Genomic DNA, 21,809 nt, shown 5'->3' with positions numbered 1-21,809 from the left:
GGTGAGGACCCGCGTCAGGCAGCTCGACGACGCCGACCTGAGCCAGACCATCGAGTTCCTCTCGCGTGCCCCGGTCGCCAACGTCTTCCTGCTGTCGAGGATCCGTCAGGGCGGGCTGGACAGTGCCCGGCTAGGATGCCCGGTCCACGGCGTCTTCCGAGGCGGTGAACTCGTCGGGCTCGTCCACATCGGGGCCAATCTCGTGCCGGTGATCGACGATGGCCGGGACAGCGCCGTCGTTGACGCCTTGGCGTCGAAGATCGGACGTTGGCGGCGGTCCTCGTCGATCATGGGCGCGGACGTGGCGGTCCTTCCGTTGTACGAACGGCTGGCCCAGATCGGTCCGGACACCTGGGGAAGGCCGCGTGAGGTGCGCTCCTGCCAACCTCTGCTGGCCATGTCGGATCGGCCCCGAGTGGTCCCGGATGCTCGGGTGGTTCGGATCAATGAGCGACACTTCGAACCGTACTTCCGGGCCGCCGTTGCCATGTACACCGAGGAGGTCGGCGTCAGCCCGTTAGACCCCGGGGATGGGTACCGACGTCACATGCTCGAGCTCGTGCGGCAGGGGCGTGGTCTTGGCATCGTTGACGACGGTGACGTGCGCTGGAAGTCCGACGTCGCCGTCACGTGGGGGAATGTTTGCCAGATCCAGGGGGTGTGGATGGACCCGGCATGGCGTGGTCGTGGCCTGGCCGCCCCGGCGATGGCTGCCGTCGTCGAGCTGGCCCGGCGCGACCACGACACCGTCTCGCTGTACGTCAACGACTTCAACACCCGTGCCTTACGCACCTACCGGAGGGTCGGGTTCGAGCGGATCGGGACAATGGCGACACTTCTCTACTGAGGGTCTGTGACGTGCAAGCCGACCTCGAGATGGGCGCGATGAGTATCGTCTGCAACCCTGGCATGCCGATGATGTGGGGCTGTGCAATCCAGACGGAGCGCGAGTAGCCCGCGCGGGGCGACTAGCCAGCATGCCAAGAACACTGCGGTGGCGACGAGGACGATCGTCCCACCGGCCGGAAGGTCGATCGACCACGACAGGTACAAGCCCACCAGGGCGCTGAATCCGCCGATGACCGGTGCCAGGACCATCATCTGCCCCAGCCGGTCGGTGAGCAGCCGGGCGGTGGCGGCCGGCGTCACCAGCAGGGCCAGCACGAGGACGTTGCCGATGACCTGCACCGAGATGACGACGGTCATCGTCACCAGCACGTAGAGCAACAGATCCAGGGCGAACACGGGCAAGTCCGAGGCCCGCGCCGTCTCACGGTCGAGTCCGACGGTGACAAGCTCCTTATGGACGGCCCATTCCAGGGCTAGCACAAGCGCCCCGGCGACGCACACCATGACGATGTCGTCGTCGGTAATACCGGTAATTGACCCGAAGAGGAACTGTTGCAGCGACCCGGAATACCCCGGCGCCCGCGAGATGATGACGATGCCCAGCGCGAAGGCCCCGACGAAGAGGATGCCGATCACCGAGTCCTCCTTGAGACGCCGGTTCTGCGAGACGACCGCCACGAGGATCGCGGTAGTCAGCCCGGCGATGGAGCCGCCCAGCAGCAGCGACCCCTGCATGAGGAAGGCCACGGCCAGCCCGGGAAACACCGAGTGGGCAACGGCGTCACCGATGAACGCCATCCCGCGCAGAACGACGTGCGAACCGATGACCCCGGCGACTACCGAGCACACCAGGGCGACGAGCAGCGCCTTAGGCAGAAAACTCAGCAGGGGATTGGTGAGGTCGGACAAGAAGTCGAGAGGGGAGAGCATGATCACCTTCGTTCAGGCGGCATCTGCGCCGACGATTCTCAGCAGAGGCGACGAGCCAGAGATCCCGAAGGTCTGCATCCACATGGCCGGGTCGCGCAGCTGCTGGGGGGTCGAGTCGGCGATGACAGTCCGATTGACCAGGCACACTCGGTCGGCCGTGGCCATCGCCTGGGCCAGGTCGTGGGTCGTCATGACGAGGGTCGTCCCGGCCCCTGACAGCTCGATGAACAGCTCGGTGAGCTGCTCCTGGGTGGGCATATCGACACCGGTGAAAGGCTCGTCAAGCAGTAGCACTGACGGGCGCGTGGCCAGGGCGCGAGCAATGAGCACGCGCTGACGCTGGCCTCCCGATAATTCCCCGACGGTACGGTTGGCCAGTTCAGCCATTCCGGCAGTTCGCAAAGCGTCACGTACTGCGATGTGGTCGTCCTTGCAAGGCCGACGAAGCCACCCGATGTGGCGGGTACGTCCACTCATGACGACGCCGGCGACGCTGATCGGAAAATCCCACGCAAACTCGTGGCGCTGCGGAACATAACCAATATGGCGCCATCCCTTTCCAGGAGACGCGCCGGCGACTTTCACAGTGCCCTTAGCCGGCTTCACCAGGCCGAGCATGGTGCGCAGGATAGTTGTCTTGCCAGCACCGTTTGGGCCGAGCAGAGCCAGTAGGTCCCCCTTGCTGGCCGATATGTTCACGTCATGGAGCACCTGGAGCCCGCCCACATTGACGGCTACGTCTGTGATCTTGATGGATCCGAGGTCATTCATCTGGACTCGTTTCCGACATCTTTATGAGCTTCGCTTGCGCCAGTGTGTTCCTTGTTCCACACTTCGTCGCGTAATGTCTTCGATCTGGAGCGTCCCACCAAAGCGGCGATGATGATGCCAATGATGAGGGCTCCGGCCATGATCCCAGGCCCCCATAGGGTGCCAGCTCCGGAATCGTCAAAGGAGTTCTCAGTTGTGGCCGGAGCCGAGACGTTAGTAGCAGCGGCTGTTGACGAAGAAGATGCAGCGACCGATGGCGAAGGTCCTACGGCGCGGGCTTCGTTAGCGGGCCCTTTGTCACCGACAGCGAACCTCAACTTCGTCGAGTAAGAATGTTTAACCCCTGTGTCGTCGGTACCGCGAGCGTCGACGGAAATGGTCTGCGCTCGAGGATCAGAGAACACCCAGTTGGCATGAACGTGCGTATTGGCCTCCATATGAACCAGCTGCTCGCCAGGCTTGGTGGAGTTATACAGCGGCATGGGTGAGTCGAAACCGGTTTCAATGAACATGTGAGCTTGTCCCGGGCCTTCATGTCCTGTGAAGACGAGATCGGCTCCACGCGGGAAATTTTTGACGATCTCGGGGGCTTGGGTGTTCCAGCCCAGCCAGACGACTTTTTGGTCTTGGGTCTGAGGAATGACGTAGGCCTTTTCCCCGCGCATGTCCCCCAGGAAGGAATAGGTGTCATCGTTGGGCACGTCGATACGCGAAGCGTCCGCGACGCGCAGCACAGTGTCGTCAGTGTTGCGCCAGACTGGCGGGTTCGCGGAGTCGTCACGGGCCATGAGGGAGAACTTTCCGTCAACAATGCGAGGACCGATGTCGACGTGGCCGCGCTTGATCTCAGCCGGACCTTTCGCCACCTTCTCGTTATCTGAAATGGTCTGTTTGAGAGCGGGATCGGGCGGAATGGTGGGCGAGGCTTGGGCCGGCTGGGACAGGGTGGCGCCGGTGGCGAGCGCGATGAACATGGCAGACAAGGCTGCCAGCGGACGGTTGATCATGGATGCCTCCACAGTGGGCCTCATCCCAAGCACTTGGCTAGGGAGTCGGCATCGAATCTCATGAGGTCGATGTAGTTGGTGACGTGGTCATCGAAGGTGTCGCCATAGATGGGGCACACCGTGACGCTGTTTTCAGCAGCGATCGCAGCTAGCACCGAGGAACCGCGCAGCACGTTGGGTTCCAGAAACACCGCCGGCACTTTGAGGTCAGCGATAGTCTGATTGAGCTTGCGTCGCTGAGCCATGGACGGTTCCACACCGGGGTTGGCAGTGACGAATCCAGCGATGTGCATACCGTGAGCCTGGGCAAGGTAACCGTAAGCGTCGTGGCTTGTAATAAGCTGACGCCGTCCCCTCGGGATGCTCGCAATCTTGCGATCGACATAGTGCGATGTCTCTTCCAGTCTGGTTAGGTACCTTTTCGCGTTCTCGCGATAGGTCTGCGCCTCGTGAGGATCAGCCTTGATGAGAGAGTCACGGATGACCTGCACATAGGCTTTGGTGTTCTTAATGCTCATCCACAGGTGAGGGTCAATCTCACCGTGAACATGGGCGCCGAGAACAGCCTGAGGCAGCTGGTGGATCGGGGATCCGGGATGTCCCAGAAAGCGGAAAGCCGGCGATGGGGGTATCTCGGTGAGGGCTTTTGGGGGCACCCACACGACTGTTTTGTCGGGGTCCAGACGCTTCTGGGTACGTACGCCGCCACCTGTCGGGTCGGACAGGATTGTCATTGTGCCCTCGTCGATGTCGGCAGACAGGTCTGCGTGTCCCTGATCGACAACAGTTCGATCGGCAAGTTCAGGGATCGTTCGCGGATCGGCCCCGACAGCGATCGTCAAGGTTTGGGCGCCGAACGAAGCGTTGCCCTGGGGAGTCGATAGGGTGGCCGCGAACACCGCTTTATACACCCCAGGTTTGCTAAAGGCCCACGACATGTGGGTGTGGGCGTCGGTGGGAAGCTCGACGTCGTCACGCTCGTCGACGCCGTCAGCCGTCGAGTAGTAGATCTGAGGTCGACCAAAGGTCCCAGTGATATAGGCGGTGAGGTCCCCAGGCCCCTCCACCGACGTCAGCTGGAGGTGGACCGAGGAAGAGCGGTCGGATCCCCGCCTGGCGCCCTTGCCAATGACGCGCAACCCCAGCCACACGGTGTCTAGGTTGGCATTTTCAACCAGCGGGATCACTTGTGCGCCGTACTTTTGGGCTTCCTCAGCCAGGGAGACATTGATAGATCCCGTAGGTAGGGAAGAGTCGATGGTCTTGATGACCGAATGAGGTTCGAGCATGAGGTAGTTCGATAGCGCGACTCTCGAATACACGACGGTCCGAACGTCACGCAGCGACGGCTCATAGGTGTGGGGGTCTGCTCCTGAAGGCACCATGGAGGTGACGGTGGCACGATCACCGGCAACCTGACGCGTCAAGTCGGCGAGGATAGGCGTGGTCGTTACTATGGAAAGCTTGTCACGGGACGTGGGAGCGTGGCCGAACCCAGCCAGCAGGCTCAGCGCGGCCACGAGGCATAACAGGCGTTTCTTCACCCGCGTCGTCTCCTCGCCAGAAGGAGAGCGCCAGCTACGCCGAGAACCACGAAGGTCCCGGACACCAGACCCTGGTTCGTATGAGAAACGATGCCGGTGTCACCGAACTCGCCGTTTTCACCGGAACCAGGCCGGCCGGCCGCCTTGAGATCACACGGCTTGCCATCGGGGGTACGTCCCACGATGGTGTAACCCGGGTCGGCGTTCTGGTCGGTCTTGGGCGAGGCAGACAACTTGCCCAAGGAAGCCGCAACCGGCGACGCATTAATACCTACCGCGAAGTGGAGGGTGCCAGTGGCGCTGAGCTTCTTTCCACTCTTGGTCGTGGCCGATTGAGTGACAGTTACGGTGTAGTGGCCCGGGGCGGTGAACACCCAATTCGGATGGGCATGGGTGTTCGCCGGGACGGTGTAACCGGTTGGTCCACCGACGTTGTCGAAAGCTCGCTGGCCCACGCCGCCACCGAAGGTGCCGGACATAAACACCGCCATCTTGCCAGGGCCGCTGACCTTGTCCAGGTGCATGTGGACCGGGCCGGTGGTCCCGTTAATGATGGACTCGTGCATCGTATTGACGCCTAGCCACGGCACGCCAGGTACCTGGGTGGCGCCGATGAGCCACACCTTGGTGCCGCCCTTGGCGATGAACTCCATGCCGGCAGGCGCGGTGGTATTGGCTTTGTCCCCAACTGCCATCACGATGCTCGAGGGATCGACCCACGTCGCCGGGGCAGAGCGATCATCTTTGAGGGCCGAGATGAGCTTGCCAGGCTGTAGTTGGACGCCCCAGTCGAAGTGGCCCTCGGTAGCGATGGCTGCCGACTGGCCAGCAGACCGAGCGACGGTCTTCTTCACGGCGGCCGCTTTGTTCGGGATCTTTACCGGGTGGCAGATCTCCTTCTTGATAGAGGAGCCGCTGCGTGTCACTCTCGTCGACCCATTCGAGCTGGCACTGTCATTTTCTAAGGTGTTATGGATCACGCCAAGGTCATCGAATGGCTTGTCGGAGCTACCCCTGTTGCTGTCTTTCTCGGGGGCCGGGGTGCCAGTGTTACTGCGAGCCGGGGAGCCGGCGACGCGGTCGGTTGAGCAGCTATTGGCGGCGATGGCCATGGAACCAACAGCCCAGGTGTAGGTGTGGGCTCCAGTGCTGACGGTCGTGCCGTTGCGAACGGCGGTGGCGTCAACCGTCATCTGGTAGAGACCGGGCTGGGTGAACACCCAGTTGGCATGTACGTGGGACGGCTGCTCGACGGTGATTGTGCCAGGCATGGTGTGTGAACCACCGTCGAGCAGAGTCTGAACGTTGCCGAAGGAGCTCTGCGAGAACAGGTGTACCTTGCCGGGTCCTTTGACGTTACGGACGTTGATCTTGACGTCGCTAAAACCATTGCGTTTGACGTCAAAGGTCTCCCATCCCGGCCATAGCAGATTCTGGTTCTGCGTCATGGGCAGCAGATAACCCTTGGGAGCACCGGGGTATCCCCTTGGGATGGTCGTCAAGGCAGAGTCCTTCACGGCCAGCAGCACGCTCTCCGGAGCATGGAGTACTCCTTCGCCGGTCACGTCCTCCTTGACCTTGAGATCAAGGCCGTTCTTGGCGGCCGATCCAACGCGGAAAACGTCGGAGTGACCATGGTCAAGGACCAACCTCTGGGTGCAGGGCGTCTTATTGGCTTTTGGCTTCAGAACTGGCTTACGGGTTTGTTCCCGGGGCTGGGATCGCTTCTGGGGTCGGGCGGGGGTTGGTTTCGGTGCGACCGAGGTCTTGGGCGGGGTGATGCTTGGAGTTGGGGACGGAGTGGGCGTCGGCGGCGGAGTTAGTTTTCCCCACGGTTCAGGGAGGGGAGTCGTGTCGCCGACCACCCAGGTGTAGGTGTGCGGCGTGGTCTGGAACTTCTTGCCGGACCTGTGCGCTGTGGCCTGAACGGTCATGGTGTACACGCCTGTCTTGCCAAACACCCAGTTAGCGTGCACGTGGGACGGCTGAGCGACAGTGATAGTGCCAGGTAGCTCGGTCGCGTTGCCGTCAAGCAGGGGCTGGACGGCACCGAAGGAACCTTGGGAGAACAGGTGTACTTTGCCGGGGCCCTTGACGTTGCTGACCGTGATCTTGACCGAATCGAAACCGTTACGCTTGACGTCGAAGGTCTCCCACCCTGGCCACAGCAGATCTTGGTTCTGCGTCAGCGGCAGGACATATCCCTGAGGGGCGCCAGGAAGGGTGGCCGGGATATCGGTGAGAGCGGAATCTTTGATTTTGAGAAGGACGTTCTCAGGGGCGTGGAGTGCCCCGTCACCGGTGACATCCTCTTTGAGCTTGAGGTCGATACCGCCGTCGGGGGCCGATCCCACCCGGAAGATATCGGCGTGTCCGTGGTCGAGCACGGTGCTGTCGTCGGCATCCGGTGAAGGAGAAATGTCGGTGGAATAGCGATCGTTGAGGTCATTGCTATCCCCGAGTACTTGAGTGGTGGGCCTGTCGGTTGCCTGATCCCCCTCGGTGAGGGCGGCGTCGACATGGCCGTTGTGCAGGAGCTCCTGGTCCGGCGCTGCCGCGTTCGCCGATGACGGGTTGATCATCAGGAACGTCAGTAGGGCGGCAAGGAGCGATGCGAACCGTTTCACGGTGGCCTCCATTGTCTTCCTGTGATGTTCGGCTAACTTATAATGAGAACGGTTATCGATTCTACTTGGGGTCGGCGATCCCGTACGAGACGGTGGTGCCTGCCGCTAGGATTCGACATGGCCGTGGCCGGTCACGCCGAAGGGCGGCGGAGGGTCGAGCGCGGTCGGAAAGGTACACGTCGTGTTGACGCGCATGTCACAGCTGTTCGTCCGAACCCTGCGAGAAGACCCGGCCGATGCCGAGGTCCCTAGCCACCGCTGGCTCGTCCGGGCTGGATATATCCGCCGGGTCGCTCCCGGCGTCTACTCGTGGCTCCCGCTCGGGCTCCGAGTGATGCGCAGGATCGAGGCCATCTGCCGCGAAGAGATGGCTAGCATCGGGGCTCAGGAGGTGAGTTTCCCCGCGCTACTCGCTTCTGACCCTTACAAGGAGACCGGACGCTGGGTCGAGTACGGCGATAACCTCTTCCGTCTCAAAGACCGTAAGGGGGTGGACATGCTGCTAGGACCGACCCATGAGGAGATGTTCACCCTCATGGTCAAGGACTTGTACTCCTCGTACAAGGACCTGCCACTGTGCCTCTATCAGATTCAGAACAAGTATCGCGACGAGGCTCGTCCGCGTGCCGGCATCCTGCGCGGTCGTGAGTTCGTCATGATGGATGCCTATTCCTTTGATGTCGCTCAGGAAGGGCTCGACGAGGCCTACCAGGCTCAACGCGACGCCTACATTCGCATTTTCAACCGACTTGGATTCGACTACGCCATTGTCAAGGCCATGTCCGGCCCAATGGGTGGATCTCGATCCGAGGAGTTCCTAGCCGTTGCAGCCAACGGTGAGGACACTTTCGTTCGTTCTTCCGGCGGTTACGCTGCCAATGTGGAGGCCGTCCGGATGGCCGTTCCTGATCCGCTGCCCATCGACGGGTTGCCGGAGGCTGAGGTTGTTGATACCCCTGACGCCCGGACCATCGAGTCGCTTGTCCGGATCGCCAATGAGGTGCGTCCGCGAGCGGACCGTCCGTGGACTGGGGCCGATACCCTGAAAAACGTTGTATTCATGGTGGCCCATCCTGACGGCACCCGCGAGCCATTAGCCATCGGGCTTCCTGGAGATCGTGACGTTGATGAGAAGCGACTGGAAGCGGTTCTGGAGCCCGCGGTGGTTGAACCCTTCACAGAAGAGGACTTTGCTGCCAATCCGCAGTTGGTAAAGGGCTACATCGGGCCGGGAGCCCTCGGCGAGGATAACTCCTCAAAGGTGCGGTACCTCGTTGATCCCCGCGTCGTGACCGGGACGTCATGGATTACCGGAGCTGACCAGAAGGATCGACATGTCTTCAATCTTGTAGCCGGTCGCGATTTCACCCCCGATGGCGTTATTGACGTCGCCGAGATTCGCGAAGGTGATCCGGCTCCTGACGGCAGTGGTGAACTCCACCTAGCCCGCGGCATCGAAATCGGCCACATCTTCCAGCTTGGTAAGAAATACGCTGATGCCCTTGGGCTCAAGGTGCTCGATCACAACGGCAAGCTGGTGACGGTCACCATGGGTTCTTATGGTCTGGGCGTCTCCCGCGCCGTGGCCGCTATCGCTGAGGGTACCTGTGACGAGAAGGGGTTGTGTTGGCCACGTGAGGTTGCCCCCTACGATGTCCAGGTGCTCGCCACCGGCAAGGGAACGGAGATCCTTGACGAGGCCACGCGCATTGCCAGTGAACTGGCCGAGGCTGGTCTCGAAGTCCTCCTAGACGACCGCAAGGCGTCCCCTGGAGTGAAGTTTGCTGATAGCGAGATTCTCGGCATGCCAACCTCTGTGGTCGTCGGCCGGGGGCTCAAGGATGGCCTAGTCGAAGTTCGCGACCGTAGTACGGGTGAGAACCGTCAGGTTAGCGTAGCCGAGGCTGTGTGCGCCGTCCTCAAGGAGGTGCGCGGGTGAAAGCTGAAGTGGCGTTGATCGTTTAACTGACCGACATCTGCACGTTGCTGTATGATCGCCAACTGTTCTCGAAAACTGGCGCGGAAGTGACCCAATAAACCCTGACAATGGTGCTCGTAAGTCAGGCTGAACGGCCCCTCGACCTTGCGAAAGGTGAATGATGCCCGAGAACGAAGACGAGTTGACCAGAAGTGTCGACAAAGCGGCCAGAAATACGCTGGGACGGCGGACGTTTCTTGGTGGTGTGACCCTGGTCGCCGCTGCGGCGGTGACCGGCACCACCCCAGCGTTGGCCCATGCGTCGAAGCGTCTCCATTCCACGTCCGGCACCACCCTTGAACAGGTGGGTCTGCTAGATCCGGGCAGCGGCTACCGCAGGATCAAGGCACAGCGCGGTTACCCGCTCGTCGTCCGTGAGGAACTCGCTAGGGGCAAGAGCGGACGCGACGACCGCCGCGATGGCTTGGCGTCCTTCGTCCAGGTGACCGACCTGCACGTGACTGACGTGCAGTCACCGATGAGGGTCGAGTTCCTGCATCCGCTGGCTGGCCCGGCCTTCCGCCCGCAGGAGGCGTTGGGGCCACTCGCTACGGCCTCTTTGGTGCGCCGAGTCAATTCGCTTCAGGGCGGTCCGGCTACTGGCCGGGCCTTTGACGCTCTCGTCAGCACTGGTGACAACACCGATAATCACGAACACGTGGAACTCGACTGGTATCTCACGTTGTTGGCCGGTGGCACGATCGTTCCCAATACCGGTGCCCGCGATCGCTGGGAAAGTGTGCAAACTTTCGGGAATCCGCTGTTCTACAATCCCGAATCGCATAGCAGTGACATATACAAGCGTGCCGGTTTTCCCCAGGTAGACGGCTATTTCCGTCGCGTTATGGCCCCCGTGACCTCCTCTGGCGTGAAGATTCCGTGGTATGCGGTATTCGGGAACCACGACGATTCGATCCAGGGCACCCTGCCTTCTGACTGGGGACTGCTGAAGACGATGTACACCAGTGATCGCAAAATCACCGGTTTCGCCAGTGACAACGACACCAAGGCCTACCTCCAGGCGGCTCAGGGAAACGGACCAGTCGCCCTGTCCAACGATACTGTGTCGCTGACTCGACAGATTACCGCGGACGAACGTCGCGTGCCCTTCACCCCCTTCGAATTCATCAAGGCTCATTTGCGTGACGGCGTCAATGGTTCGGGCCCGCACGGTCATGGTTTCAGCGAGGATGACCTCAATGCCGTGCGCGGTTACTACACCTTCTCGATTGCCAACGGCGTGACCGGAATCAGCCTGGACTCGACGAACCGGGCCGGGTACACCGATGGTTCTATCGACGACCGTCAGTGGAAGTGGCTTAAATCCGTGCTGCGCGCTGGCAGTAGCGTGTACTACGACGATCTCGGCGTGCGTCATCATCACGATGTGAGCGACACAATGTTCGTCCTCTTCAGTCACCACGACTCGATGACGATGAACAACCCCGTCCTCCCCGGCGACGGTACGGGCATCCGTCATCTCGGCCCGGAATTGGTCTCCCTGCTATCGCATTACCCGAACGTGCTTGCCTGGGTCAATGGACACGTGCATGCGAACAACATCACCGCACACCACCATGCTCTCGATGCCCGTCGCAGCTGGTGGGAGATCAACACGGCTTCCCACGTCGACTTTCCCCAGATGGCCCGCATCATCGAGCTCGCCGACAATCACGACGGCACCGTGAGCATCTTTACCACGCTCATCGAGTCGAATGCTCCGTACCAGGCCGATTACGACACCACCGACCCAGATGGTCTGGCCAGTTTGTACCGAGAGTTTGGTGCGAACGACATCCATACGAGAATGGGTAGGCTCGGTACATCGGTCGATCACAACACGGAGTTGCTACTGGCGCATCCTTGGGCCTGAGGCATTTCCGGACCGAGAACACATATTGGGTCCCGCCCCGTCGGGGTGGGACCCTTACTGCTGGTGTCACAGGGAAGGTTGACACGTGACGTCTTGGGTCTTTGCTGGACTTGTCCTTGCCGCCTTTATGGCGGGTTGGGTCAACGCCGTGGTGGGCGGAGGTGGACTCATCATGTTGCCATCCTTGCTGGTCGGTCTACCGACCGAGACACCGGTGGCGACGATCGTCGGCACGAACAAGGTAGCTCAGGTCGTAGGGAACCTCACGGCTGGAGTGGGGTATCTGCGTAAACAGCGTCCAGATTGGCGAATGTTCCTGTGGACGGCCGTTCTGGCTGGTCTAGGTGCCGTGCTGGGTGCGCGCATCGTCACTTACATGTCGCGGGCTGTCTACACGCCCATCCTTCTGGTGGTGCTGGTCATCATCGGCATCTATACCTGGAGGAGGCCGTCACTGGGGGCGGGCCACAATGGCGAGGGTGGCAAACACCCCATCCTGGTTCCGATCATCGGGTTGTTCCTCGGGTGCTACGACGGCGCTATCGGGCCGGGGGTCGGAACCTTCTGGGTACTTACGTACGTCGCTGTTGGCGGGTATTCTTTCCTTAAAGCTTCCGGAATGGCGAAGATTTGCAACGCGGTAACAAATCTCGTCACTATCACCACGTTGGCGATCCACGGCCACGTCTGGTGGCATATCGCTTGGCCGCTGGTTATCTCAAATGTTCTCGGGGGATTAATCGGTGCCCGAACAGCTATGAAACATGGCAACGGCTTCGTACGGACGATGTTTCTTATCGTTACCAGTGTTCTGGCGGTGCGAATGCTCGTTCAGCTGATCTGGAGAGTCTAACCAGAGAGGATTCGTGGTCCTAGGTGTGGCTTAGACCCAACCTGGCCAGGTCGTCACGCCAGTACCCAAATGGGCGAGAACTTGGGTTTGACTCACCATTGAAGCGACTGCATGGGGACGTGCAGCCGACCCGCTGGCAGCTGTAACGCGGCCCCAACCAGAAAGCACGTTCGCCTCCAATCCAGACCACAACGACCGGGTTGCTGCATCGTTGACGGGGGCAGGCGACATCGGGTACCCGGGCACGTCGGGGGTTGGGGTTGTTGATGCATCCCGAATGCTTTGACGCACCTCTGCGCGCTGGGCAAGAACTTGTTCTCGTCGGTCCCATCCCCAGGTGCGCAGCGGGTCGTTCTCCCCAAGGCGTCCAATACCCCACTCCAAGCCTGCGACGAGGGCGTTGAGGTGGGTCAGTAGCGCCTGCTGAGCATTGGTGAGAGGTTCCTGCCCGATTGTCACCGGAACGACCTTCGGGGTCGGCTGGGGAGCTGGAGCAGAAGGATTGAAGGCCGAACAGAACACCGACAGGCTGGCCCACAACAGAGTTTCAGAGGAATCCTGAGCCGTCTGACAGATCTCCAGATACTGGGTAGCTGCAGCCTTTTCGTGGTGTTGTAACAGAGCAAGCGGCGATCCCTGGCCAGCGGTGCGTGGGGTGGGGGAAATAGCCGCCGATGGTGTGGCGGTACTGCCGGAGAATGGGTTGGACTGGCTCAGCACTTCGAGGTGGCGGCGGTGAGCTGCGGCAACCTGGTTGAGCACCGTCAGTTGGCCGTCAGTGACGCTGCGAGCGGCTTTGGTAGCGAGGTCCGCTAGCAGTGCTTCCGTCGATACCGCGTCGCTTCGGTGTGGTGCAGATGCCGTAGTTGTTGCACGAACCGGCGTCGTCTTCTTCTCAGTCGCCTTCTTCTCAGGAGAATTGTGGCCACAGCCCGTCAATCCGATAGTGACGAAGGCAGCTCCGCTGGCAAGAATGGTTCTCCTGGCGATCATGGCTTCAGCTTATCGATCCTGAGCTGCATTATCGCTATAGCCGTCGGTGAGGCGGCCGAGTCCGGCTGGTTGTGGGAGTGGCTAAACTCAGTGCGGACAATTTACAACGACAACAGGATGAGACACAGATGAATGCAGAGAGGCTCACACGCCTACTGGAACCGGTCGTGTCCCAGGTCGGGCTCGAACTTGATCGCGTCGACGTTGTGCCTGCCGGACGTCGTCGCCTCGTGCGCGTGACGATCGACGGTGACGGCCCCGACGGTCACGGACCTAGCCTTGACGAGATCTCTGAGGCCACCGCCGAGATCTCGCATTGCCTTGACGATTCCGGCGCTATGGGGGAGTCCCCGTATACCCTCGAGGTCTCCTCGCGCGGTGTCTCTACCCCCCTCACCCAGCCGCGCCATTATCGACGCAACATCGGGCACCTGGTGCGGTTCACCCTCAATCCGGCCGAGGAGCAGAAGTCTGGAGAGACCTTTGACGGTCGTATCGCTGAGGCTGGCGAGGAGGTCGTGACCCTCGAGGTCGAGGCCGAGAATTCCAAACCGCATAAGCCCGTGTACACCACTCGTGAGGTCCAGCTTGCTGACGTGGCGAAGGCCGTCGTCCAGGTGGAGCTCAATCGTCGCGACGCGCAGGCGTCAAAGGAGGAGAACTGAGATGGACATCGACCTGTCAACTCTGCGCATGATCGAGCGGGACAAGGACATCCCGCTTGACTATCTGCTGACGACCCTAGAGGACGCCCTCCTCAACGCATATGACAAGACTGAGGCTCCGGTTAACGGTGCCAAGGTTCAGCTGGACCGCAAGACTGGGAATGTCGCTGTCATGCTCCCGGAGAAGGACGAGGAGGGGCAGGTCGTCGGCTGGTATGACGGCACTCCCGAGGACTTCGGACGCGTAGCTGCATCAACTGCCCGGCAGGTCATTTTCCAACGGCTGCGCGAGGCCGAGGACGAGCAGAAATACGGTCATTTTTCCGCCGTTGAGGGTGACGTCATCACCGGAGTCGTCCAGCAGTCTTACCGCGATACCCGGACCGTTCGCGTCGACCTGGGCTCATTGGAGGGCATTATGCCTCCGGCGGAACAGGTTCCCGGGGAGAAATATTCCCATGGGCGTCGTATCCGTGTGTACGTCGTGGCCGTGCGCAAGGAAGCCCGTGGCCCGCAGGTCATTGTCTCGCGCACTCACCCGAACTTGGTGCGCAAGCTTTTTGCTATGGAGGTACCCGAGATCGAGCAGGGGGTCGTCGAGATCAAGGCGCTGGCTCGTGAGGCCGGTCACCGCTCGAAGATTGCTGTCGTCTCGCATAATCCTGACGTTTCTGCCAAGGGAGCTTGCATTGGTCCGATGGGTCAGCGGGTACGTGCTGTGATGCACGAGTTGGATGAGGAAAAGATCGACATTATTGATTGGTCAGAGGATCCGGCCGAATTTGTGGGCGCTGCCCTGTCTCCGTCCAAGGTGTCCTCGGTGACGGTCATTGACCCGAAAGCTAAGACCGCTCGGGCGATTGTTCCGGATTATCAGCTGTCGCTAGCAATTGGCCGCGAGGGGCAGAACGCCCGACTGGCTGCTCGCCTGACGGGGTGGCGGATCGATATTCGTCCAGATAACAAGGTCTGAGACTGCCTGCTAGAGACACGACGACGCCCGGCCGTAGGGTCGGGCGTCATGCGTCTGTGGGTTGGTTTAAGGTGGGGCAGTGACCACACGACCTCAGCGCACCTGCGTCGGCTGCCGACACGTCGATGATCCGGCGAACATGGCTCGGTATGTACTAGTCGACGGAGTTGTGGTCGCCGATCCAACGGGACACGCTCAGGGCAGGGGCGCCCACGTCCATGTGGATGACGAATGCTGGAAACGCGCGGTATCCGGTGGATTCGCGAGGTCATTCCGTGCCCGCGTGGTGGTGCGTTCGGCTTGCCAAGAGCGGTTGTCAGCGCGGTGAGTTGGGTTCATAAGGCCATTTTCGGTAAAGTTGGTTACGCATGTCGCCGGGAGGTCCGGCGGTCTCACCGAATCGTGTCCCCCCGGTGGGTCGGTTCGTCCGACTCAAGGGGACTGAATAGGAAGTGGGCAGATGCTCATGAACACTCGATGAGTTCGCACCAATGAGGATTCACAACAACTAGGCCCAGGTCCATCGCGGCCGGGCCCGAAGGAGAGTAGTGGCCAAGGTCCGCGTCTATGAGCTCGCGAAGGAGCTCGGACTGTCAAGCAAGCAGCTTTTGGGGAAGCTCAACGATATGGGCGAGTTTGTCCGCTCGGCTTCCTCAACTATTGAGGCACCAGTTGTGCGACGACTACGTGATCAGATCGGTTCTGCTGAACCGGCCGATGACGCCAAAGCCGCGAAGCCGGCGGCGCGTAAGTCGCAGACGTCTTCTAAGAAGACTTCCAAGGAGACCACGACGGCCAAGCCGGCTCCCGGTCCCAAACCGGGGCCCGGGCCGAAGCCCACGCCTGGTCCTCGCCCCGGTTCTAGCAGTGGCCCCAAGCCTGGTCGCAGCTCTGCAGCACGTACCAGTGCGACTCCACGTCCGGGTCTCATCAAATCCTCCGGCGCTTCATCCCAGCAGGAGCCCCCCGCAGCGAAGCCGGAGTCCAAGCCGACTCCGAAGCCGGGTCAGAATGTTCCCAAGCCCCACGCTCCGGCCCCGAAGCCGAAGCCTGGCGCGCCATCGAAGTCTCCGAAGCCGGGTGCCCGTCCGGGGCCGCGACCGGGTGGATCCGCTGGATTGCCTTCGGCTGCTCGTCCCGGTCCGCGTCCGGGCGCCGGTCGTCGTACCGGAGCTCCGCGTCCCGGAAATAACCCGTTCGCCTCCAGTCAGGGCATGGGGCAAAGTCGTCATCGTTCTGAGGGCGGACAACGTTCCGGTGGATCCCGGTCCGGTCAGGGTGAGCGTATGCCCCGTCCGGGTGGCAGCCAGGGATCGCGCGGCGGTTCCGGTATGCCGCGCCCGAACCCGGCCATGATGCCGAAACACCAGTCCTCGCAGATCGGTCAGGCTACTACCGGACGTGGTGGACGTGGTGGTGGCCGTGGTCGCGGTGGATCCCGCGGTAGCGGTTTTGGCGGCGGCTTCGGCGGTGGGCCTCGTGGTCCTATCGGAGGTGGTCGTGGTGGCCGCGGTGGTCGTGGTACCCAGGGTGCCTTCGGACGCGGTGGCGGCGGCCGTCGGGGTCGTAAGTCCCGTAAGCAGCGCAGGCAAGAGTTTGATGAGATGCAAGCACCGCTGGTCGGCGGTGTGCGCGTCCGTAAGGGCAATGGCGAGACCGTCCGACTGCGCCGTGGTGCTTCGCTAACCGATTTGGCCGAGAAGATTAATGCCGAGCCGGCACAGCTGGTGCAGGTGTTGTTCAATCTGGGCGAGATGGTCACGGCTACCCAGTCGGTATCTGACGACACCCTGGAGATCCTGGGCGGCGAGCTCAACTACCAGATCCAGGTCGTGTCCCCAGAGGACGAGGACCGCGAGCTGCTGGAGTCCTTCGATCTCGAGTTTGGTGAGGACGAGGGCGACGACTCTGACCTCGTTGCACGTCCCCCCGTTGTTACCGTCATGGGTCACGTTGACCACGGCAAGACGAAGCTGTTGGACGCCCTGCGCCATACCGACGTGGTGAAAGGCGAGGCCGGTGGTATCACTCAGGCCATTGGCGCTTATCAGGTTCAGACCGAGGTCGACGACGCCGAGAGGGCTATCACCTTCATCGATACTCCTGGCCACGAGGCGTTCACAGCTATGCGTGCTCGCGGTGCCCAGTCCACCGATATCGCGGTGCTCGTCGTGGCTGCTGATGACGGCGTGATGCCTCAGACCGTTGAGGCTTTGAACCACGCGAAGGCTGCTGATGTACCGATTGTGGTAGCCGTCAATAAGATCGATAAGCCTGAGGCTGATCCGGATAAAGTCCGTGGACAGCTCACCGAGTACGGCTTAGTGCCGGAGGAGTACGGCGGCGACACGATGTTCGTCAATGTCTCTGCTCGTACCCATGAGGGTCTCGATGATCTTCTCGAGGCGATCGTGCTGACTGCCGACGCAGCCCTTGATCTGCGTGCCAATCCCGATATGGCCGCTCAGGGCGTTGCCATTGAGGCTCACCTCGATAAGGGGCGTGGTCCGGTGGCCACCGCCCTGATCCAGCGTGGCACCCTGCATATTGGCGATTCCATCGTTGCCGGGTCCTCCTATGGACGTGTGCGCGCCATGATCAATGATCAAGGTGAGAGTGTCGACGAGGCTGCTCCGGCTACCCCGGTGCAGGTTCTTGGGTTGACCTCCGTACCCGGCGCTGGCGACAACTTCCTGGTTGTCGACGACGACCGCAAGGCGCGCCAGATTGCTGAAAAGCGTGAGGCCCGCATGCGTGCTGCCCAGCAGGCCAGGTCGTCGCGTCGCAAGACCCTTGACCAGCTGTTTGAGCAGTTGGAGAAGGGCGAGACCGAGGAGTTGCTGCTCATTCTCAAGGGTGACGGTGCTGGTTCGGTTGAGGCGCTCGAGGATGCCCTGGCCAAGATCGATGTGGGCGACGAGGTTGACCTGCGCGTTATTGACCGCGGCGTCGGTGCCATTACCGAGACCAATGTCTCGCTGGCTGCCGCTTCCAACGCCGTCATCGTGGGCTTCAACGTTCGCCCGACCGCCCATGCCCAGCGTATGGCTGACGAGGAGAACGTTGACATTCGGTACTACTCGGTCATCTACGACGCCATCGATGAGATCGAGGCCGCCCTGCGAGGCATGCTCAAGCCGATCTACGAGGAGAAGGCAATGGGCACCGCGGAGATCCGCCAGATCTTCCGCTCCTCGAAGGTTGGAACGATCGCGGGCTGCATGATCACCGACGGCACCATCCGTCGTCATGCCAAGGCCCGCCTGGTGCGCGACGGCGTGGTGGTCCAGGAAACCGAGATCAACACGCTGCAGCGCGAGAAGGACGCCGTTACCGAGGTGCGCGAGGGTTACGAGTGTGGCCTGACCTTGACCAACTACTCCGATATTCACGTTGGTGACGAGGTTCAGTGCTACGAGATGGTTGAGAAGCCTCGCGACTGAGCTTGGTCACTGTCCTGAACGGGGCGTCCACGTGGAAGCGTGGTCGCCCCGTTCGTGTTTTGCCGCCGATTTGGCCCATTGCGACCCGAAGGATATTATCATTCACAATTCGGTAGCAATAGGGCGGTGTTGCCCCGTTGCGCGATGTACTGGAAAGATGGCTGACGAATGTATAAGAAGAGTCGCATTGTAGTTATGTTTGCATTTGCCGAGTCTGTCTTTGGCTTGTGTTCTGCTGCGCCGGGACTTGCTGATACTATCAGAGCGACTCCTGTGACATCGTGGAAGAGTCTTTCTGTCACAGGAGGATCGGCGAAAGCATCAGGAAAAACCCAAGGACATAAGAAAGCCTACATGTCATCAGATGGTGTCTGGCATTCTCAGGCTAATTACATTTTCACTGTCGCGGGTCACAAGAAAACTGACAGGGGCGGTTACGGCAAGATCGACGCTTCCGTTTTTTATTATACCTGTCAGCCCATGCCGGGTGGAAACTGTATACCGAAAGTCTTAAGAACCGGGGCATCAGGCAGCACTGGGCGTTTGGTTGGTGGAAAGGCGTACAGATGGGATGCTGACGCCAAGATCCGCGTTGGTCGTAATCAAAGAGGCGGTTGGCAACGTTCTTCTAAGATTTGTATCGACCTAGTGGCTCGACGTGATAAGTGCAGCGATGGGTTGAATTGGTGAGTTCTGACACGATTGAACTTGACGAGGTGGTCGTTCGATACCGGTCGGGTTGGCAACTGGGGCCGGTATCGGCCACCTTTCCGGTGGGGGTGAGTGCCCTTGTCGGCCCCAATGGTGCGGGCAAGACGACGATGCTTGCTGTGCTCACCGGAATCAAACGACCGAGGGCCGGGACGCTACGTCGTGACGGGCAACCCGTGAGGAGACGACGGGAGGGCTCTGGGTACCGGGCCCACATCGGGTACGTTCCGCAGGAATGCACCTGGTCACCGTCGTGGCCGGTCGAAGACTTTCTCGCCTTCTGTGCGCGCATGTATCGAGTACCGTCCACGCAGGTCAGGCACAGGTGCCAAGGCGTCATGTCCGATCTGAACGTCGGTCAATTCGCCCACCAGCCCATCGGTACTCTGTCGGGCGGTCAAAAGCGTCGGGTCTTCCTCGCGGCGGCACTGGTTCACGACCCCGAGGTGCTCATTCTTGATGAGCCGACCGTGGGCCTGGATCCGGGGGAGCGGATCTCGTTTCGCCGCCACGTCGTCGAGCAGGCGGCCTCACGGGTCGTCGTGCTGTCCACCCATCTCATGGATGACGTCGCCTTGTCCGCAGACCAGGTGCATCTGGTCGATGGGGGACACATTACCTGGAGCGGCACGCTGCCCGAATTGATGGCTGCAGCAGGAGAATCTGATTCACAGGACCACGTGTCAGTGGCTGAGCAAGGTTACCTGCACCTGATGCAAGGTCGCGCAGAATCCGAGCTCCTTGAGGGGGACCGATGAAAGCCTGTCTTCGGCAGGCCGTCTGGTCTGGGCTGGGGCTTGCCGTGTTGTGGGTCGCCACGAGCGTTGGCCTGATGCACATGTATCCCCGCGTGTGGAAGTCCTTCGCCTTGACGACGGGGAGTGTCTCGGTGGACACGGTCATCCTGTCTCCAGTGTGCTGCGGAGTCGGGGTGGCGTACGGCGCCCGTCTTCGCCGCGCCGGGGTCACGCGTACATCCCGAGCCTGGCCGCGCAGCGCCACCGCCGCCATCGTCACCACCTGGCTGATGGGTGTCGGAGCCGTTCTGCTTCTGGCTGTGGGGGTAACGACCGCAATCCTCGCATTGGTGGCTTCCGGTGACGCCGATCCGCGACTCGTGATGGGTTCGGTCCTCACCGCCATGGCCGCCACGGCATTCCTGGCCCTGGGGGCCGTCCTTGGAGTGGCGGCTGGTTCCTATCTGCTCGCCGCTGTCGCTGCCATCGCGGTCTACTTGGTGGCGGGGGCCGTTCCTGAGGCCTATGACCTGCTCATCGGATGGTCTGGTCCTGCGGCCTTCGACGGCGCCCCTTCGCATCTCACCTGGCACGCCATCGCGTTGTGGGCTGGACTCGATTGTGCCGCCATCGTCGTCTCCTTGGTGCTCGTGGCCGTGATCACGACACCCGGTGGTGGGCCTTGGTGGCGGTGGCTCACGGCGACGATTCTGGTGGCAGCGGTCATCGTTGACGCCGCAGCGACGATTCGGTTGGAGGAGGTGTGGGAATCCACGGATGATTGGCGGTGTCGTGAGGTCGGCAAGCACGGATCCATGGCATGCGTCTCCGGTGACCTGTCCTGGCGGCTGGAGGAGTACGCGACGGCGATGGGCCGCGTCGATGACCTGTTGATGGCCAGCGGGGTCCAGAGACGCATTGTCTACGCCCCCGAGGGAGGGCCAGGGAAGGCCGGTTACCTGCCGGTGCGGACGCACGTGTCGACCTCCTCCACAGCGAGAGAATGGGCCGGGGATCTCAACGCACCCCTGCTGGGTGACAACCTGTTGGGAGTCGAGGATTCCACGTCCTCACAGTGTGACGGGACGGTCGAAATCCTTGACGACGCACTGGTGTCGGTCATGGACGGTCAACCCCTCGCCCCGGACTCGCTGCGATCCATGGTGGCACAGGTGAGGGCTTGTCCATGACGGGTCGGCTCTCCTGCTTCGGATGGTTCCTGCGCAGTCGCGGTCTGGTGGCCGTAGTGGCCTATCTGACGGTGGGAATGGTCTGTGCCCATCACCTTGGCGGCGACCTCGTCACCGTCCCGTTTGCCGGCAGCAGGTCGGTTGATGTGGGGCTGGGGCCTTCGAGCCTGAGTGGCATCCTCGCCTCCGTACTGTTCTCCTCCCCGGACCCACAACGGGAGCAGGCCTTCCCCGACCGTCCCATTCGCACCATGAGGGTGGTGTGGGCCGTCATCGTTCTGGTGTGGCCAGTGGCATGGGCCGTCCTGTTCAACGGTGACCAACCCATTTCTCAGTGGTGGGTGCTGTGGTTTGCGCGCAACCATGTCCTGCTGGTGGGACTGGCGATGGTCGCCAGCGTCGTACTGTCGGTGGCCTGGGCGTGGCTGCCGGGAACCATCTTCGTCCTGTCGTGCTGGATCCTGGGTACCAAGGATTCCGCGGCGACTCCCTACTGGTGGGCGCTGTTGAACCAGAGCCCTCTCGCCCCCCTGAGCCTGGCCGTTTCGGCCGCGTTGGTCGTCGTCGGGATGGTGCTGCAGTGGAGTACCCCCGGACCCCCGCGTTGACACTGGCTGCCGCGTGCGTCGGTGGGGACGGTGTGCAAAAATGGTTGATCCGCTCAG

At 61.4% G+C, this 21,809-nt stretch carries 18 protein-coding genes; 12 read left to right on the top strand and 6 right to left on the bottom strand.

The window, feature by feature from the left end; genetic code table 11:
- Window position 1: 1 nt before the first annotated feature.
- Window positions 2–847: a GNAT family N-acetyltransferase gene (locus CPA42_RS08165; RefSeq protein WP_002516919.1), complete on the top strand. Its 846-nt coding sequence runs from the start codon at window positions 2–4 to the stop codon at window positions 845–847.
- Here the strand turns inward: CPA42_RS08165 and CPA42_RS08160 are convergent.
- From CPA42_RS08160 to CPA42_RS08140, 5 genes are read right to left on the bottom strand one after another with little or no spacing between them, the layout of a single operon-like run.
- Window positions 841–1,779, bottom strand: coding sequence for an anchored repeat-type ABC transporter permease subunit (locus tag CPA42_RS08160; protein WP_002516992.1), 939 nt, complete (start codon window positions 1,777–1,779; stop codon window positions 841–843). The genes CPA42_RS08165 and CPA42_RS08160 overlap by 7 nt on opposite strands.
- A 12-nt stretch (window positions 1,780–1,791) precedes the next feature.
- A complete protein-coding gene (locus CPA42_RS08155; RefSeq protein WP_002517012.1) occupies window positions 1,792–2,550 on the bottom strand; it encodes an anchored repeat-type ABC transporter ATP-binding subunit in 759 nt (252 codons plus the stop codon).
- Window positions 2,547–3,581: a choice-of-anchor M domain-containing protein gene (locus CPA42_RS08150; protein ID WP_002519295.1), complete on the bottom strand. Its 1,035-nt coding sequence runs from the start codon at window positions 3,579–3,581 to the stop codon at window positions 2,547–2,549. The genes CPA42_RS08155 and CPA42_RS08150 overlap by 4 nt, the downstream gene beginning before the upstream one ends.
- Window positions 3,578–5,101, bottom strand: a complete 1,524-nt coding sequence (locus CPA42_RS08145) for an anchored repeat ABC transporter, substrate-binding protein (RefSeq protein ID WP_002516883.1) — start codon at window positions 5,099–5,101, stop codon at window positions 3,578–3,580. Before CPA42_RS08145 ends, CPA42_RS08150 begins: the two co-directional genes overlap by 4 nt.
- Complete coding sequence (locus tag CPA42_RS08140) at window positions 5,098–7,740, bottom strand: TIGR03773 family transporter-associated surface protein (RefSeq protein WP_024513573.1); 2,643 nt, start codon at window positions 7,738–7,740, stop codon at window positions 5,098–5,100. The genes CPA42_RS08145 and CPA42_RS08140 overlap by 4 nt, the downstream gene beginning before the upstream one ends.
- A gap of 181 nt (window positions 7,741–7,921) precedes the next feature.
- Between CPA42_RS08140 and CPA42_RS08135 the strand changes: the two genes are divergently transcribed.
- The 3 genes from CPA42_RS08135 (at window position 7,922) to CPA42_RS08125 (ending at window position 12,432) form a co-directional block, all read left to right on the top strand.
- The gene (locus CPA42_RS08135) at window positions 7,922–9,667 is read left to right on the top strand and encodes a proline--tRNA ligase (protein ID WP_002519296.1); all 1,746 of its coding nucleotides are present in this window, start codon (window positions 7,922–7,924) and stop codon (window positions 9,665–9,667) included.
- A gap of 157 nt (window positions 9,668–9,824) precedes the next feature.
- Complete coding sequence (locus CPA42_RS08130) at window positions 9,825–11,579, top strand: TIGR03767 family metallophosphoesterase (protein ID WP_002520235.1); 1,755 nt, start codon at window positions 9,825–9,827, stop codon at window positions 11,577–11,579.
- Between the two features lie 85 nt (window positions 11,580–11,664).
- The gene (locus tag CPA42_RS08125) at window positions 11,665–12,432 is read left to right on the top strand and encodes a sulfite exporter TauE/SafE family protein (RefSeq protein ID WP_002516943.1); all 768 of its coding nucleotides are present in this window, start codon (window positions 11,665–11,667) and stop codon (window positions 12,430–12,432) included.
- Window positions 12,433–12,462: 30 nt separating this feature from the next.
- On the opposite strand, the gene CPA42_RS08120 is transcribed toward CPA42_RS08125, so the two are convergent.
- Window positions 12,463–13,425, bottom strand: coding sequence for a hypothetical protein (locus CPA42_RS08120; RefSeq protein ID WP_002516936.1), 963 nt, complete (start codon window positions 13,423–13,425; stop codon window positions 12,463–12,465).
- A gap of 128 nt (window positions 13,426–13,553) precedes the next feature.
- On the opposite strand from CPA42_RS08120, the gene rimP reads away from it, so the two are divergent.
- The 8 genes from rimP (at window position 13,554) to CPA42_RS08075 (ending at window position 21,752) form a co-directional block, all read left to right on the top strand.
- On the top strand, window positions 13,554–14,090 hold the full coding sequence (rimP, locus tag CPA42_RS08115; RefSeq protein WP_002517033.1) for a ribosome maturation factor RimP: 537 nt from the start codon (window positions 13,554–13,556) through the stop codon (window positions 14,088–14,090).
- Window position 14,091: 1 nt separating this feature from the next.
- Window positions 14,092–15,063, top strand: a complete 972-nt coding sequence (gene nusA / locus CPA42_RS08110) for a transcription termination factor NusA (RefSeq protein ID WP_002516957.1) — start codon at window positions 14,092–14,094, stop codon at window positions 15,061–15,063.
- Window positions 15,064–15,142: 79 nt separating this feature from the next.
- The gene (locus CPA42_RS08105) at window positions 15,143–15,391 is read left to right on the top strand and encodes a YlxR family protein (protein WP_002517020.1); all 249 of its coding nucleotides are present in this window, start codon (window positions 15,143–15,145) and stop codon (window positions 15,389–15,391) included.
- Window positions 15,392–15,611: 220 nt separating this feature from the next.
- A complete protein-coding gene (infB, locus tag CPA42_RS13580) occupies window positions 15,612–18,506 on the top strand; it encodes a translation initiation factor IF-2 (RefSeq protein ID WP_002516995.1) in 2,895 nt (964 codons plus the stop codon).
- Window positions 18,507–18,674: 168 nt separating this feature from the next.
- The gene (locus tag CPA42_RS12930; RefSeq protein ID WP_008600353.1) at window positions 18,675–19,196 is read left to right on the top strand and encodes a hypothetical protein; all 522 of its coding nucleotides are present in this window, start codon (window positions 18,675–18,677) and stop codon (window positions 19,194–19,196) included.
- Window positions 19,172–19,975 carry an ABC transporter ATP-binding protein gene (locus tag CPA42_RS08085; RefSeq protein ID WP_002516968.1) on the top strand — a complete coding sequence of 268 codons (804 nt, stop codon included), beginning with the start codon at window positions 19,172–19,174 and terminating at the stop codon, window positions 19,973–19,975. Before CPA42_RS12930 ends, CPA42_RS08085 begins: the two co-directional genes overlap by 25 nt.
- Window positions 19,972–21,144: a hypothetical protein gene (locus tag CPA42_RS08080; RefSeq protein ID WP_002516910.1), complete on the top strand. Its 1,173-nt coding sequence runs from the start codon at window positions 19,972–19,974 to the stop codon at window positions 21,142–21,144. The genes CPA42_RS08085 and CPA42_RS08080 overlap by 4 nt, the downstream gene beginning before the upstream one ends.
- Entirely contained in the window at window positions 21,141–21,752 is a 612-nt protein-coding gene (locus CPA42_RS08075; RefSeq protein ID WP_002516886.1) for a hypothetical protein, read from the top strand. Before CPA42_RS08080 ends, CPA42_RS08075 begins: the two co-directional genes overlap by 4 nt.
- Window positions 21,753–21,809: the final 57 nt, after the last annotated feature.

The organism is Cutibacterium acnes, assembly GCF_003030305.1.
Taxonomy (GTDB): domain Bacteria; phylum Actinomycetota; class Actinomycetes; order Propionibacteriales; family Propionibacteriaceae; genus Cutibacterium; species Cutibacterium acnes.
Note: the sequence above shows the minus strand (reverse complement) of the source record. Positions and strands in the feature narration are given on the sequence as shown.

Coding starts and splice junctions, on each gene's coding strand:
- CPA42_RS08135 (WP_002519296.1), top strand. CDS start 7,922: ATGTCACAGCTGTTCGTCCGAACCCTGCGAGAAGACCCGGCCGATGCC.
- CPA42_RS08075 (WP_002516886.1), top strand. CDS start 21,141: ATGACGGGTCGGCTCTCCTGCTTCGGATGGTTCCTGCGCAGTCGCGGT.
- CPA42_RS08155 (WP_002517012.1), bottom strand. CDS start 2,550: ATGAATGACCTCGGATCCATCAAGATCACAGACGTAGCCGTCAATGTG.
- CPA42_RS08140 (WP_024513573.1), bottom strand. CDS start 7,740: ATGGAGGCCACCGTGAAACGGTTCGCATCGCTCCTTGCCGCCCTACTG.
- nusA (WP_002516957.1), top strand. CDS start 14,092: ATGGACATCGACCTGTCAACTCTGCGCATGATCGAGCGGGACAAGGAC.
- CPA42_RS08160 (WP_002516992.1), bottom strand. CDS start 1,779: ATGCTCTCCCCTCTCGACTTCTTGTCCGACCTCACCAATCCCCTGCTG.
- CPA42_RS08120 (WP_002516936.1), bottom strand. CDS start 13,425: ATGATCGCCAGGAGAACCATTCTTGCCAGCGGAGCTGCCTTCGTCACT.
- CPA42_RS12930 (WP_008600353.1), top strand. CDS start 18,675: ATGTATAAGAAGAGTCGCATTGTAGTTATGTTTGCATTTGCCGAGTCT.
- CPA42_RS08130 (WP_002520235.1), top strand. CDS start 9,825: ATGATGCCCGAGAACGAAGACGAGTTGACCAGAAGTGTCGACAAAGCG.
- CPA42_RS08150 (WP_002519295.1), bottom strand. CDS start 3,581: ATGAGGCCCACTGTGGAGGCATCCATGATCAACCGTCCGCTGGCAGCC.
- rimP (WP_002517033.1), top strand. CDS start 13,554: ATGAATGCAGAGAGGCTCACACGCCTACTGGAACCGGTCGTGTCCCAG.
- CPA42_RS08080 (WP_002516910.1), top strand. CDS start 19,972: ATGAAAGCCTGTCTTCGGCAGGCCGTCTGGTCTGGGCTGGGGCTTGCC.